The sequence below is a fragment of the Shewanella sp. P1-14-1 genome (assembly GCF_001401775.1).
In the GTDB taxonomy this organism is placed as follows: domain Bacteria; phylum Pseudomonadota; class Gammaproteobacteria; order Enterobacterales; family Shewanellaceae; genus Shewanella; species Shewanella japonica.
In genome coordinates, this window is sequence record NZ_LKTL01000005.1 from 75,355 (window position 1) to 90,183 (window position 14,829).

General features: G+C 42.1%; 14 protein-coding genes. 2 read left to right on the top strand and 12 right to left on the bottom strand.

The features are described 5' to 3' along the window. Positions 1–445 precede the first annotated feature (445 nt). A complete protein-coding gene (locus AN944_RS04925; RefSeq protein WP_055023486.1) occupies positions 446–1,048 on the bottom strand; it encodes a hypothetical protein in 603 nt (200 codons plus the stop codon). 148 nt (positions 1,049–1,196) lie between these two features. Between AN944_RS04925 and ubiD the strand changes: the two genes are divergently transcribed. Next, complete coding sequence (gene ubiD / locus AN944_RS04930) at positions 1,197–2,678, top strand: 4-hydroxy-3-polyprenylbenzoate decarboxylase (RefSeq protein WP_055023487.1); 1,482 nt, start codon at positions 1,197–1,199, stop codon at positions 2,676–2,678. An 87-nt stretch (positions 2,679–2,765) separates the two neighbouring features. Next, positions 2,766–3,464 (top strand): NAD(P)H-flavin reductase, encoded by a 699-nt coding sequence (gene fre, locus AN944_RS04935; protein WP_055023488.1) that lies wholly within the window; start codon positions 2,766–2,768, stop codon positions 3,462–3,464. A gap of 125 nt (positions 3,465–3,589) precedes the next feature. On the opposite strand, the gene AN944_RS04940 is transcribed toward fre, so the two are convergent. From AN944_RS04940 to AN944_RS04990, 11 genes are all read right to left on the bottom strand, one after another. Continuing rightward, positions 3,590–4,867, bottom strand: a complete 1,278-nt coding sequence (locus tag AN944_RS04940) for a winged helix-turn-helix domain-containing protein (RefSeq protein WP_055023489.1) — start codon at positions 4,865–4,867, stop codon at positions 3,590–3,592. 208 nt (positions 4,868–5,075) lie between these two features. Then, positions 5,076–5,897, bottom strand: coding sequence for an ABC transporter permease (locus AN944_RS04945; RefSeq protein ID WP_055023490.1), 822 nt, complete (start codon positions 5,895–5,897; stop codon positions 5,076–5,078). 9 nt (positions 5,898–5,906) lie between these two features. Next, entirely contained in the window at positions 5,907–6,809 is a 903-nt protein-coding gene (locus AN944_RS04950) for an ABC transporter ATP-binding protein (protein ID WP_055023491.1), read from the bottom strand. A 7-nt stretch (positions 6,810–6,816) separates the two neighbouring features. Then, positions 6,817–8,154, bottom strand: a complete 1,338-nt coding sequence (nosD, locus tag AN944_RS04955; protein ID WP_055023492.1) for a nitrous oxide reductase family maturation protein NosD — start codon at positions 8,152–8,154, stop codon at positions 6,817–6,819. Between the two features lie 108 nt (positions 8,155–8,262). Next, positions 8,263–8,766 carry a nitrous oxide reductase accessory protein NosL gene (locus AN944_RS04960; RefSeq protein ID WP_055023493.1) on the bottom strand — a complete coding sequence of 168 codons (504 nt, stop codon included), beginning with the start codon at positions 8,764–8,766 and terminating at the stop codon, positions 8,263–8,265. A gap of 100 nt (positions 8,767–8,866) precedes the next feature. Continuing rightward, entirely contained in the window at positions 8,867–9,814 is a 948-nt protein-coding gene (gene nrfD / locus AN944_RS04965; protein WP_055023494.1) for an NrfD/PsrC family molybdoenzyme membrane anchor subunit, read from the bottom strand. A gap of 1 nt (position 9,815) precedes the next feature. Further along, positions 9,816–10,523, bottom strand: a complete 708-nt coding sequence (locus AN944_RS04970; protein WP_055023495.1) for a 4Fe-4S dicluster domain-containing protein — start codon at positions 10,521–10,523, stop codon at positions 9,816–9,818. A 68-nt stretch (positions 10,524–10,591) separates the two neighbouring features. Next, positions 10,592–11,329: a hypothetical protein gene (locus AN944_RS04975; protein ID WP_055023496.1), complete on the bottom strand. Its 738-nt coding sequence runs from the start codon at positions 11,327–11,329 to the stop codon at positions 10,592–10,594. Positions 11,330–11,372: 43 nt separating this feature from the next. After that, a complete protein-coding gene (locus AN944_RS04980) occupies positions 11,373–12,155 on the bottom strand; it encodes an FKBP-type peptidyl-prolyl cis-trans isomerase (protein ID WP_055023497.1) in 783 nt (260 codons plus the stop codon). A gap of 70 nt (positions 12,156–12,225) precedes the next feature. Beyond that, positions 12,226–12,657, bottom strand: a complete 432-nt coding sequence (locus AN944_RS04985; protein ID WP_055023498.1) for a rhodanese-like domain-containing protein — start codon at positions 12,655–12,657, stop codon at positions 12,226–12,228. 85 nt (positions 12,658–12,742) lie between these two features. Then, positions 12,743–14,767 (bottom strand): cytochrome c, encoded by a 2,025-nt coding sequence (locus AN944_RS04990; protein WP_055023499.1) that lies wholly within the window; start codon positions 14,765–14,767, stop codon positions 12,743–12,745. Positions 14,768–14,829: the final 62 nt, after the last annotated feature.

Genomic DNA, 14,829 nt, shown 5'->3' on the forward strand with positions numbered 1-14,829 from the left:
TCGCAGTGATTTTTCTTTCCAATTTTATTTTCAAACATTGAGCGCTAACAACTCATCGTTTGAAGGCAGTTCCGACAAGAAAGGATGCGTTATTTTCGTCCCCCAGCGAAAATCTCTCTCCCCCACCTCTCTTGTCAATTTTATACCGTGGCATAGCCTAACGCTTAGCGTTACAAGAGTATGGTTGAGAATAGGCAGCCACAGCCTGCAAGTCAGGTAAAAGTTTCAAGATAATGATTGCTGTTTAACTCCCCGTAGACAGCAATGGCTATTTTGAAGTACGTTACAGGGTCTAATAACAATAATATGTAACGATAAAATGTCGAAAGACAATGCAAACAAAAGCCCTAATGAAATGGATTCATTAGGGCTTTTACCTTTCTAGGCATAGTATACAGCGCTACTGCCAACGAATGAGCGACAGGCTCTAAAAAACAATGGTTAATTATTGCTTACCTTTTTCAAGTTCAAAATAACGCTCAGTCGACCAGTCAAAATAATACTCATGACCATCCCATTCATAGTAGGTATGACCATCACGTTGTATCACTCGTGCATTGTCTGGCAACTTGCTAATCCCTTTTGCATACTCAATGCTAGTGGTTGTTCGTTTTGGCGCTTCAACTGCTGTGACTGGTTCAACATAGTTATTACGGGATTGGTTGTTCATATAACGATCACGGTAATAACGGTCGTAATAATCGTATCGATAAGGATAACGCCAACCATTGCCCCATCTTCCTCCCCAACCATTATAGCCCCAACGGTTATACCAGCGGTTATTCCAACCACTGCTCCATCCTACGCCAATACTGGGTCCCCAATAATTGTTGTAACCTACTCCCCAGCGTACTGACGAACCTGAATAACGATCATAACGATGACTGCCAGCCGAATGGCGATGTTTAGCACCATTTTCTGTAGCAACAGCGCTCATTGAAGAAGTACGAAAAGATTCAGCCATAACATGTGAAGGCAGAATAGCCAGAGTCAGGCTTATTGATACGAATAACATCGACAATCGGTGAGGTTGACTGAATATTGCCATTTGATCGCTCCTAGGCTGAAAGATCACAAAGCCAATTAATATCAGTTTACCCTAAAAAGCCACTGAACCAATAATCTTGGCTTAACCCAATATTATATAAATGCTATAGTGCGCCCCAAAGAGCGATTATAAAAAGAGTGAATTAGCCATGAGTTTTAAGGATTTACGTAGCTTCATCGATCACCTCGAAGCCAATGGTGAATTAAAGCGTATTAGTTATCCTGTTGATCCTAATCTAGAAATGACGGAAATTGCCGATCGTGTACTTCGTTCTGGCGGTCCTGCATTGCTTTTTGAAAATCCAACAGACAAATCTATGCCTGTTTTAGTGAACTTATTTGGCACTCCAAAACGGGTTGCCATGGCACTCGGTAAAGAGGATCCTCTCGCCCTACGTGAAGTCGGTGAGTTATTAGCATTCTTAAAAGAGCCAGAGCCACCTAGTGGTTTTAAAGATGCGATCGCGAAAATCCCAAAATTCAAGCAAGCACTCAATATGCCGCCTAAAACGGTCCGTAATCCACCATGCCAAGAAATCGTCATCACTGGCGATGATGTGGATCTAACAAACTTACCAGTTCAACATTGTTGGCCTGGTGATGTGGCACCTTTGGTGACTTGGGGTTTAACCATCACTAAAGGCCCGCGCCAAAAACGCCAAAACTTAGGTATTTACCGTCAGCAGTTACTGGGTAAAAACAAATTAATTATGCGCTGGCTCGATCATCGTGGCGGCGCATTAGACTTTAAAGATTTCAAAGAAAAGCACCCTGGTGAGCGCTACCCTGTGGTCGTTGCTTTAGGCTCAGATCCTGTCACCATCCTAGGTGCGGTGACACCTGTACCTGACTCAATGAGTGAATATGCCTTTGCAGGCTTACTGCGTGGTGAACGCACTGAGGTCTGTAAAGCGATTAGTTGTGACTTAGAAGTTCCAGCCACCAGCGAGATCATTTTAGAAGGTTATATCGACCCTGAAGAAATGGCAGAAGAAGGTCCCTATGGTGACCATACTGGTTACTATAACGAGACAGACAAGTTCCCAGTTTTCACCGTCACTCACATGACACAGCGGAAAGACGCCATATATCACAGCACTTACACTGGCCGTCCACCTGATGAGCCGGCAATGTTAGGCGTGGCATTAAACGAAGTCTTTGTGCCTATTTTACGCAAGCAATATCCTGAAATTATTGACTTCTACCTGCCGCCAGAGGGCTGCTCGTACCGTATGGCAGTCATTTCAATTCGTAAGCAATATGCAGGTCATGCCAAACGCGTCATGATGGGAGCTTGGTCTTTCTTACGTCAGTTCATGTATACCAAGTTCATTATTATTGTTGATGAAGACGTGAATTGTCGTGATTGGCAGGATGTCATCTGGGCTATTACCACCCGCATGGACCCAACTCGCGATACCGTCATGGTCGACAATACGCCGATTGATTATTTAGATTTCGCTTCTCCTGTAGCGGGTTTAGGCTCAAAAATGGGACTGGATGCCACCAATAAATGGCCAGGCGAAACCGACAGAGAATGGGGCACTCCGATAGTGATGGATCCCAAAGTGAAAGAAAAGATTGATGATATTTGGGAAGAATTAGGTATTGATGATGCACCAACGCTATAATGGTGATCTATATCACACTAGCGCAACCTAGACCCTACATATATAAAAGAAAATAACCCTTCATAGAAAGGGCTAAAAGGATGTTAGATGAACACCATTCGCTGTAAAGTTGTTAGCGTCACCCCATTTAACGACGCCGTGTTTCAGGTCACCTTACAACCTGAAGCGGCGTTTGATTTTAAAGCAGGTCAATACTTATCTATTGTCATGGGCGAAAAAGACAAACGTCCATTCTCAATTGCTTCAGCGCCAGGTGCTGAACTAATTGAGCTACATATTGGTGCTGCTGTCTCAGAAAGCTACCCAATGCAAGTCGTTGAGCGCCTTAAAACCAATGACTACATAGATATTGAAGCTCCAGCAGGAAATGCATTTTTACGTCAAGAAAGTAACCGTCCACGTATTATGGTTGCTGGCGGTACAGGGTTTTCGTACATCAAAAGCATCATCGAGCAACAAATTGCGACAGGCCAAACCGTCGCGACTCAGTTTTATTGGGGTTGCCGCACAGAAGAAGCCATGTACTACCAAGCTATCGCGCGTCAATGGCATGAAGAGCATAACTGGTTAGAGTTTATCCCAGTGGTTGAAGAAGCCCCTGCTAACTGGAATGGTAAGCAAGCCAATTTATTAGCACAAATTAAGCAAGACTATGTCAGCTTAGTTGGCTATGACATCTACATTGCTGGCCGCTTTGATATGGTCGGTGCAGCCCGTGAAGTATTTCGTGAAATGGGTGTCGATGAAGCCCATCTCTACGGAGATGCATTCGCCTTTATTAAGTAATAAAGGCGAATTCATAGCAAGCTATTCAACCTTCTCAGAATTGAATCCTTGTTGTCCAACAAAAAGCCGACTATCTCAGTCGGCTTTTTTGTTATTTGCGCTCGTTTACAGCATCAGCTTAAGGGCTAGAATTGCACCTTATCGTACTTAGACCAAGCGACTAAACCATCCATAAACGGTAAAATCCACACCGCAGTATCTTTGGTCTTGTGTACCCTGAAAAGCGTCATATTCGTGACTTGGATATCATCACGTCTAATTTCTCGATAAAAACGCATTGCAGATGGGGTAACGAAATCAGGTTTGATAAACTCTTTATGTTCGATATTGGTATAAAAAACATCAACATCATAGTCGCCAATCTTTTGTTGATATTGATTAAACGTCCCTCGTGTTTTCCACTTAATTGGCGTAGTTACACAGTCTTCATCAGTAATACAGGTCGTGGTATAAATTTGGCCACTGGTGTCATCTTCATAAACCAAAGACAGACTAAAATCACCCCGAATTAACTTTTCACCAGCCACAGGAAAGTACACATCAGCATGATAATGGTGCTCAACAATGTTACCGACACTGTCTTGTGGAATAAGTACACGGTTGTATCGAATTCTATCTTCCATTTTCTGACTGAGTGGCACAAATTCACTCATATTCAAACCAGCAGGCTCTGGAGTTAACGTATTGATATTAATGATGCCTTCACCATTACAATCATCAAGTGTATAACCAGGACACGATGCAAAAGAGTAATGAGCTCCATTTGTTAACGCAAAAGCACTAAAGCCTTTTAAGCCTTCAACAATATTACTTTCTGGCGCGAGATGTTTTTGCCATTTGGACTTATGCACTTGGTCGGTATTATCTTTATAGAGCAAAGTTGCACTTTCCGTCACACCACCGATATTCAGTTCAACTTGTTTGTCACTGCTCCACTCAGAGGTTTTTTTCAAAACTTTATGATATTCACATTGATACCAAGCTAATGTAATTAGCCCAATCACAACCATAGCGCCGGCTATTTTTACCATAACACCAACATCTAAAAACGCTGCACGCAGGGTATCGCGATCCGTTAATGACACCATTTTGACATGGCTACGTTCATTAATATGAAGTTGATAGCCACGGCGAGCGACTGCTTTTAAATGAATTTCTGAGTAAGGCTCTAACTTACGACGCAGGGTACTAATGCATTGGGTTAATGAAGTAGGCGCAACCACACGATCGGGCCAGCCTTCAGCTAATAGCTGCTCTTTAGTCCAGATCTCTTCACTATGATCGAGCAATTTTATCAGCACAGCATTTTCAGAAAACGTAAGACTGGTTTTTTCATCATTAAGATGATTAACCAGCTGCTTTGCTGAAGTATCAAGTGTTAAATATGATGTAATTTTTAGCACTGGAAGCACCTGTACTTGAGCTAATTATCTAATTTATTCCAATGATATAATATCCTAGACACTGTAAATTTTATGTGACCACATACTCAATCCAGTAAAATATTTAACTAAATAATACAGTAACTTAAACCTAATACATCTAAAGATACAAAATATGAAATAGTTTGTAAGCAGTCTGACTGATAAACCTCTTTAGCAATAATTAGCCCTAAAAACGTTTACGATAAAACAAGCCTAATGACAGCATCATCATCATTGCATTCCAACCCACTAAGGTAAGGTACAAGCTTAATACTGGCCATTGCACTAATGAAGATAGACCCTCTACGTGGCTTGAGTGAGGTGCAACCACCAACATCAATGCTCGGAACACATCGCTGGGGTTTAATAGAATAAGTAGCTGTAATACACCATTAGAAATACTCGTTGATTCAGCCACCATCATGGTCAGTAAAATGAGGTCATAAACTAATACAACAGCAACCCAAATAAACAATAAAATCGCAATTGCCTTAGCCTTTTCAATTACCTGCAAACTCACTGCGTAACCGACTAAAATAAAACACATACTTAATAAAATACTGCTGACCATTAAGTGTAAAAAAGTCGATATTAGCGAAAATAACGCCACATCAGTTAATATTCCGACCAGCAATGCTGTTGCACCAAAACCAATAAAAATAGTGAAAGAAATTACCGCTAAGTGTCCAATAAACTTACCCACCAATATTTGGCTACGGCTTAACGGATAAGATAAAAGCAGTAATAAGGTGCCCGACTCTTCTTCACCAATAAAGCTGTCGTAGCTAAGCAAGATCGCTGTAAGTGGCAAGATAAATACTGCAACTGAGCTTAAACTAGCCATCAAAAGCGGCAGTTCTGGGATAACAAGCTCACCTGTCACCACTGAGCCTGAAAAAGTAATCAATAAGGCCAAACTGGTTAAAATAATGCCAATAAAAGCCACCCAACGGTTTCGGCAGTTATCTTTAATTTCTTTTGTGGCGATAGTTAAAATTGGCGTCAACATTTATTGTCCTCAAGCAGCGTACTGCTGACGGTTATTCATGCAGTGATGATAGATATCACTTAAATCAGGTTCTTCAATTAAAAAGTTATACACCCCGCAATGCGTAGTCAGATACTTCATAATCTTGGGTTTATCTTGCTGTGAGATAATTAACTTATCTTGAATGGATAAGGCATTTAAAAAGGGATCTTCTGCGATAATACGGCTCACTTCAGTTCCGCTTATATTCACTTTCAAATCAGTCGACTGCCTTAATTGGCTCAAACTACCGCTAGCGAGGTGTTGTCCATCAGCCATAATGAATGCACGATCAATATTGTCCTCAACCACAGCCAATTCATGAGTGCATACGATAATTGCGCAGCCTTGCTGTTTCAGCTCTGCGATTTTTTGATACATAAATAATGAAGCTTGAGGATCAAGTCCAACGGTCGGTTCATCAAGCAGTAAAATGTCAGGCGATGACAAAATGGCTTGTGCAAAACCAAGTCGTTGCTTCATGCCTTTTGAATAACTCTTAACCGGATTATCTTGCGCATACTCAAGCCCAAACTCCGTCAGTACTGTCGATACCTTGGCTTTATCAATCCGTTTTAGTGCGGCAAAATAGTTAAGTACTTCTTTACCCGTCAGCTTTTCATACAAACTGATATTTTCAGGCAAGTAGCCTAAATTAACCTGGCGACGATCTTTTTCATGGGTCACCATATTCCCCATCATGGAGATTTGACCTGAAGTCGGCTTTACAATGCCTAACAGCATTTTTATCAAACTCGACTTACCAGCGCCATTATGGCCAAGCAGCGCTAAGGTTTCGCCTGCTGAAACGGTTAAGCTGATATCGCTAACAGCGGTAAAATCATCGTATTTTTTAACGAGATTCTGAACATGAATACTGGCTGTATTTTCCATGATAACCCTATTTACTTAACAACTGCTGCGCAGACTGTGGGCGATTATTTTCAATTAAGGAAGGCCGTGATGCGCTTGTCATTGGAAAGCTATCGATCACTCCAGCCTCAGGTAAAAGACTAAACTGCTGTTGAGTCCAACGTAATAAAGATGCAACAGGGCTTTTTAATAGAAAGTGCGCTTCTGGATAAAGCCAATACAAGCGATCTAAATGATCACTAGGCTGATACGCTTGTTCACTCACCCCATCACCCGAGTTATCCCAACCGATAAATCCACTCCAGTAGTTTCCCTGCTGCTGGTGACTCCACTCTACTAAGGTGTCGCCTACGTACTTTACCTGTGCTTGGTTGTTGATAAATTGATTACGATAAATTTTGTTCCCCTCGCCTCCCATGGCCATATAAATACCAATTTCACTGTGGCCAAAGTGGTTTTCATAAATACGGTTATCGCGGGCACCATAGATGAACATACTTTTACCCTCATCACCCGTCGGCATTTTGGGCTGAGGATTAACGATATTATCTACCTGATTTGCATGGATGTCTGAGTCATTGGTCATGTTTAGCAACACCCCAAAAGTCGCCGCATTGTCTACGCGATTATGATGGAGATTAATCCGCTTTGAGTTCATTAATGCATAACCGCCATCAACATCCACAGCGACATTATTTTTGGCTTCATCACCTTCGGTATACATGTAGTGAATACCGTACTGCTGAGATGAGAAATGATTGTCATCGATGAAGCTATTCTTACCTGACTCAAGGTATATCCCATCCCTCACATCTTTGATGGTATTCCCCTCAATCACCGCGTCATCAACCCTTTTTAGATAAATGCCATCGCCTCTGTCGAGTACAAAAAATTGCTTATTCCCTATGATGTAATTGTTATAAATCTCAATATGCGAGGTATTATCAGCCCGAATACCAAAGCCATCACCGGTTAAATTATTCCCAGAAATCACAATATTACTCATACCATCATTCACTAAGATGCCAGCATTAAGCTCGTACTGATCTGAGCCCCAATTTAGTATTGTTAACTGCTCAACACGAACATCACTGCTTGCAATCGTAATGGCGCTGCCCTTGCCCTGGGCATCAATAATTGAACAAGGGTGTCCTATGAGTGTCAGAGGTTTGTTAATAACGGCATTGCCAATGTAAGGTTGGTCCTGCAGCAACACAGTGTCATGGGCGTTAGCTTCATCAATGACCTGCTGCAGCAAAATGACATTAAGCGAATTTTGCACGTCGGTGTCTGTCGAGTTTGCGAAAGCACAAGGGGCGTTAATAACACCGATTAACCACAACCCATTAAGCAAAAATTTAACCATGGTTTTCCTCACTTTCGCCTCGATTTACCTTGGCAATGAATCATCACTCACCATACTGTAAATAGACGCTATAACAGCGCAATAAAATCGGCCAATATCCTAAGTCAATTAATGATGGCTCATGCCTTCGCCGAGTAATTCGATAGTAATATCATCAAAGCCTAATACCGCGCCGCCATATTCATTGGCAAACTGCTCGGCGGCGTTAACTGTGCTAAATGAGGCAACAGCAGGTCCCATCACAGCTTGACGACTTGTACCATAAACATAGGTAGCAGTTTTACCGTCAATGAAGTGTTCATCTTTAGGATCATCCCAAGATGTTGCCGCCATATCGTGTACCCAAATTTGTGTCACCTGACGGGCATTTTCTGGCTGAAGTAAGAAACTAAACATGTCACGGGTTGAGCAAAAAGAAGGATTTTTTTCCACATTTTTCAGTTTTAGCTGGCCTTTGGGGCCTGGATATTTGGTGATCATCATGCCGCACATATGGCAACGATCGTGTTCATGTATTGCATGTGCATGACTATCAGCCTCTGTTGTAACATTGTCAGGTTGGCAGGCAAATAAGAAAGGAACGAGTAACAGTAGCGATAGTATTTTTTTCATTTCAGTTTTCCAATTCAATACAGGCTATTACCTGGTAAAAAGAATCACCCTTAAAAATGACTAAGGGAAGACATAAGACTTAAGGGTGACTCTGGCAACACTAAATTGCGTATGTTTGACCTGCATATAGGATAAACAGACGTAAACACATCATGCCGCTAATGGCACATACGCCTGATAGATAGAACGCTTTAGCTGAATGACTAAAGGTTTTACCGGTGGCAAAGTTAAGTAGAATAGGGCCTAAGAACCCAACACCTACGACACCAATCCAGAACAAGTTTGCCCACACACCAGAGGTAAATGCAGCAAAAGCTGACTGCGCCCCTGCATTTCCTGTCGCAAGTGACATCGCAATCATGCAAATAAACAAAATTTCCGCAATCATGATTGGCCATTCAGCTCCATGAAGGATTTTAAGTTCACTGCTATGCATGTCTTCTTTAAACAAGAATACTGACAACATTTTTGACGCTGCAGCACCCGCTGAAACACCCGACGCAATGAATAACGCAGGTAATACTGCAGTATTAATGAGCGGGAAACGGATTAACGCTGAAATCAAGAAACCGGTATAAGCACACACTGCTGCTGCTAAAATTAACGCCGTCACTTCGCAAGGCTTACGAACGGGTTTAAGCATAGTAATAATAGGCAACAAGAAGTTGAGCGCTGGTATGGTTTTGATTTCATCTTCAAAGGCATATAAACACAACACTGCAGTTAGCGGGATGTATACACACAGTGCAATTACCCCGATAGACATCACTGAAGTGAAGTTATAGAACACCAAAATACGCCAGAAGAATAATGGGTTAGTTAAGTCTAAAACCAGACATAACATCCCAAGTGCAATCGTCACGAATGAGATTAAACTGGCAGCTTTGTATAATGGTGTCGTAGCTGTTTGCCCCTTAAAGAAGCGAATAGCCAATGCCACTACTAACGAACCACCCGAAATACCGGCTAAGAAAAGGTAAACCGCAATTGGCCAAGGCCATGCCACCCCTTCAGATAAGCCCATGGTAAATTCCATTGAACCGTCCATCTTATACCCCCAACTTTACGACTGGAATGTAACGAAGGCTTGGTTCGGTACCAAACTGCGGTTTCATACGTACAGAGTCTTTTACCGCTAATAACTTATTAACGTATGAGGTTGGATCGTTAGCATCGCCAAAGATCAACGCATCATATTTACACTGTTGCACACATGCAGGTAACTCACCTTTTGCCAGCTTACTGTTTAAACAAAAATCACAGTTATCGGCGACATCAGTTTCTTCATTGATAAAACGTGCATTGTAAGGACAAGCGCCAATACAGTATTTACAGCCAGCACATTTACTGGCGTCCATGGTGACGATCCCAGTTTTAGGATCTTTATGTGCAGCACCAGTAGGACAAACGGCAACACAAGGCGCGTTCTTACATTGTTGGCAAGACACACGAACAAATTTACGCTCACAGTTACATGCTTCTTTGCCACAATGTGGACAGGCTTGCCCTTCCACACCACCCGATTGATGTTCCATCAACAATTTTGATTTGCCATCAGGTAAGTTATTAGCGACATTACATGCCTCTTTACACTCACCACAACCGACACATTTATTTTGATCAAACACCATGACGTAATGAGGTTTATTGGCATCTTCGTTGTCATCTTTAACAGAACTACACCCCATAGGGCCTAGAATTAAAGAGGCAGCTCCCATGCCTTTTAGAAACCTCCGTCTTTCTATATTTTCACTCACAACATCCTCCCTAGTTCAGCCTTAGCTGACTGGTTTTTATTGGTTCGCTGCAAATTCAAATGACGAAATTAGCGACTCACTTCATCCAATTTAAATTCGGCTTTCATTATTGCGTTATTAATAGACTGTCTATTAAAAGATTGGGTTTGGTTGGTTTGTAGGATGCGCCAATGTTCAATGGCGACTGCATACTGACCATTAAGGTAAGCATCAGTTGCCAATATCATTCGGGTATTAAGCTCGTCACGTTGTAAATTCAACGCAGTATCAATAACCTTGCGTGCCTCAGGTAAAAACTGACGACCATCGCGGTAATACATTGATGTGGCTTGCATGCCTAATAACCCGGCATCTTCGCCGACTAGCTCAATAAGCTGACTTAACGTATCGACAGAGTCGGCATACATGCCACCTTCTGCATAAGATTGCGCTAACGCCATTAATGCCATTTCATTAGTCGGTTGCTGCTGTACTTGTTCTCGCCCTTTTGTGATTTTGGCTGCGATCAAATAATCTACCGAGTCATCCACTCGCCCTTTATCCCAACCTTGGAAATGTCCTCCACTGGCATATATAGATAACGAAAAGATCAATACAATTGCCGACATCCACAAAGGGTATTGGTAAGCACCGACATCTGCGAAGTCATCAGGTTCAACAGATATGGTGCTGCCCATTTCGGCATTTGTATTGGTTGCTTTCACCACTGTGCTGCTCAAATTACGGTTATATGCACAGTGATGAATCCAGAAGAGTCCGATAAATATACTCAGACATACTGCGATACCTAAGGCCAGAATATTCATAAGTGTCTCTTCTTTCTTTAAAAAAACGATTAAGTGTTGTCGCTTAGTGAGAGCCGTGTGAGCCCATTGCGCCGTTCATACCCATACCACTTAGGCCCATGCCTTTAGCGTTTTCACTTGGCTTTTCAGACTTCACTAACTCGACTTCAAAAATTAATGCGGTATCACCTGGAATATCGCCAGCGCCATCCTTGCCATAAGCCAACTCTGATGGAATAACAAAGCGGAATGTTGACCCTTCTGGCATAAGACGTAAGCCTTCTTCCCAGCCTGGAATAGCGGTTAATAATGCAAAACGAACAGGGTCTGTGGTTTCATCAAATACTGTGCCGTCAACCATCGTGCCTTTGTACTTCACAGTGACAACATCTTCCGCTTTAGGTTTTACGCCTTCACCCATTTTGATCACTTCGTATTGCAGACCAGATTCGGTAATGGTGACGCCATCTTTGTTTTTGTTTTCAGCTAAGTAAGCTTCACTGGCTTGCTTGCTTTCAAGGGCAATTTGTTTCATTTTTTGCGAGCTTAATAAGTTCAGTAATTCACTGCGCTCATTTAAGTAAGTGAGTACTTCTTCATCCGACATTTTTTGCTCATTTTTTAGCGCATCAATCACACCATCAATGACTTTTTGCACATCAACTTGAGCACCCAACTCTGTTTGGTTATAAATTTGACTGGATAGGTAATTACCAATCGAAGCACCCATACTGTAGGAATGTTTTTCAATATCATTTTCAACGTTTTCAGTAGCAAAACTTCCTGCTGAAAAAACCAAAGACATACAAGTTGCAACTGCTAAAGTGCTTTTAGTTAATAGCTTCATTCGATGTTCTCTCTTTAAAAAGTTAACCTGCGGACAACAAGCCTCAGGCTGTTAATCGGTAATAAAATCGTTATGGTTTTTCTATGACTCTGCCAGACAAGCGCCAGCCGTAAATTCCTTCGGCCATATGTCTAACTCCTGTGTACCCGAGCTTTACTGTTTCGCGAGCAGCCATCGCACTCGAAGTGCATAAGGTATTTGCACAGTAGAAAACCATCACGGCATCCTTATTTTTTGGAAGTAACTCTTTCCAGTTCTTCACATTGAAATACACAGCGCCTGGAATAAATCCTTCAGCCCATAATTCCAATGTGTTTACATCAAAAAAATAAACATCTTCATTGCCCACTAATGACTCAGCTTCACGCATTGAAATCGGATTAAGCTGAATATTGCTCATTTTTACAGGGATTAAATCTCCCCCAGCTCCTGCAAAGACTTGTGCTTGCACGGCAATAAACAACGAGATAGAAATCAGGAGGTTGCTAAGTAATTTTTTCATGGTCTTTCTCTCTAAATATCTCGGCATCGGCTGATGCCGAGCTATTAAAAATGGCAACGAGCGATTGCTCGTTGCCATCTGGGTTTTACATTTTTTTACCATTAATAATGGCTTGAGCTTGGGTCACGTAAGTTAATGCTGCGTCGATACGTTTTTGGGTATAACGCGCACCATGAACACCCCAAGAACCGTCTTTTTCAAGTAAGGTCACTGCATCTTGAGCTTTATCAGCCAACAGAAGTACTTGTGATTTATCTTCAACAGATAACTTAGTCACTTCTAGTAATTGGTCGATAGCTTCAAGTGCACCAACAACTTGAGCGTAAGTTTCTTTAATTGGTGTTTGGAACTTCATGACTTCGCCGTAGATCTCTTGTTGATCTTCGTAGTGTAGGCTTGGGTCAAGTTCAGATTGGAACTGACTATGACAACCTTTGCCATTTACAACGTTATCATCAGAGGTCGCAGTACGAGCACAAGACCACATTAAGTCTAAGTAGTTATTACCATCTGCGTTCTTCGCAACAGTCCAACCTTTAGTCGTCGCTTCACGAGACTTGCCTTCTGGTGGATTTAGCGTTTTCTGAGTTGGGTCAATTTCGATTTTCCACATGTGAGACTTACGTACGGCATCGAAACCAGCTTGATCAGGGAACTGCATTGCGGTGAAGTTTTCACAGCTGCCCATGTTAGGCATGTGACAACTTGTACAGCTTTGCTCGCTATGAGTTTTCGTATTGTCAGCAATTTCTGCTTGCGCAGCGTGACAGTCTGAACACTCTTTCTTCATTTTCGGTTTGGTATAACCAGACTTCCAATCGTTGCTTGTCACTTCATGCGGATCATGACACGTGGCACAACGCATGCCTTTTTCATAATGCATAGAAGCAAACATTTGCGATCCTTCAGTACCACATGATGGACATGCAGACTTCATTTTCACACCGAAGGCATACTCAAGTTTCTCTTGACCTTGTTCAGTATCAGCTAACTCATCAACATAGTTGAAACGTTGGTGACAACGTTCACAGTTAGATGGCATACCACCGCCATTACCGCCGTCTAAGTGACCACCAGCGCCGTGACACTCTTCACAAGCAATACCTTTAGAAATCGTATGCTCACGAAGTTTTTCAGGGTCGCCTAATGCCGCTAAGTACTCATCTTTGCTTTGGAAGTCGAACTTGAAGCTATGACAAACTTCACAGTAAGAACTCGCTGGTTGGAACAACATTTCTTTTTCGTATTTCGCACCGTACGAGCTCATGCCCACTTGGTGAGAACCACTTAATCCAAATGCTTTACCTTCGTTTGTTGCAGGGAACTCTGGAATGGCAGCATTAATTTTTGCCGCCATTTCAGGGGTAAGCCACTCCGCCCAACCACGTGAGAATTGGTTACCACCAGCAATCATTTTACCGGTGCCATCTTTTAGTAAACCATCACGGATATGGTAAGTACCACGCACCATCCACGCATCAATGAAACCGTATTTTGTACGAGGCGTACCAACGGTTGCATAAATGGCATCAGGGGTAATACCGTCAGGTAAGATAGAAGTATCTTTAGTGTTGTACATGGTTTTGTTCAAATCGTTATCGACTTCTGGATGCTCTCCAGGGAAACGAATTGTTTTAGAGTGACGAGAACGACTCCATGCTTCATATTGCACAGCATGACACTCACCACATTTTTCAGGTCCAACAAACTTGTTCGGATAATCTAAAATAGATTTTGCCCCCAGGCGATATTGCACCGCACTTGGACGACCAACACGTTTGCTGTATTTCGGGCTATTACCAGTATCTAAATATTCTTCACCACGGTCACTAATGTGGTAATCACCCACTAAGTTACCTTCTTCATGGTATTTAAATAATGGATGGTTTTGAAATAAGTAATCAAAAAGTTCTTTTTCTTGAACAATATAATCTTGCAGCGTTTTAACGCCTTTTGCTTCTTCATCACCATTTGGGGCTGCAAGTACTTTTTGAGCTGTTTTACCCATGGCTGGCACACTATCATATTTACCAGCTGCAGTTGCATTGCCAACAATGCCAAGACAAACTAGCACGCTTAGTGCTGTCATCTTGTATTTAGCCTGTTTCATTGTCCCACTCCTAATCATCATTATTTTATATTTTGTCGTCGAACCTGGCAGTTCAGCGAACG

Coding starts and splice junctions, on each gene's coding strand:
- AN944_RS04925 (WP_055023486.1), bottom strand. CDS start 1,048: ATGGCAATATTCAGTCAACCTCACCGATTGTCGATGTTATTCGTATCA.
- ubiD (WP_055023487.1), top strand. CDS start 1,197: ATGAGTTTTAAGGATTTACGTAGCTTCATCGATCACCTCGAAGCCAAT.
- fre (WP_055023488.1), top strand. CDS start 2,766: ATGAACACCATTCGCTGTAAAGTTGTTAGCGTCACCCCATTTAACGAC.
- AN944_RS04945 (WP_055023490.1), bottom strand. CDS start 5,897: ATGTTGACGCCAATTTTAACTATCGCCACAAAAGAAATTAAAGATAAC.
- AN944_RS04950 (WP_055023491.1), bottom strand. CDS start 6,809: ATGGAAAATACAGCCAGTATTCATGTTCAGAATCTCGTTAAAAAATAC.
- nosD (WP_055023492.1), bottom strand. CDS start 8,154: ATGGTTAAATTTTTGCTTAATGGGTTGTGGTTAATCGGTGTTATTAAC.
- AN944_RS04960 (WP_055023493.1), bottom strand. CDS start 8,766: ATGAAAAAAATACTATCGCTACTGTTACTCGTTCCTTTCTTATTTGCC.
- nrfD (WP_055023494.1), bottom strand. CDS start 9,814: ATGGACGGTTCAATGGAATTTACCATGGGCTTATCTGAAGGGGTGGCA.
- AN944_RS04975 (WP_055023496.1), bottom strand. CDS start 11,329: ATGAATATTCTGGCCTTAGGTATCGCAGTATGTCTGAGTATATTTATC.
- AN944_RS04980 (WP_055023497.1), bottom strand. CDS start 12,155: ATGAAGCTATTAACTAAAAGCACTTTAGCAGTTGCAACTTGTATGTCT.
- AN944_RS04985 (WP_055023498.1), bottom strand. CDS start 12,657: ATGAAAAAATTACTTAGCAACCTCCTGATTTCTATCTCGTTGTTTATT.
- AN944_RS04990 (WP_055023499.1), bottom strand. CDS start 14,767: ATGAAACAGGCTAAATACAAGATGACAGCACTAAGCGTGCTAGTTTGT.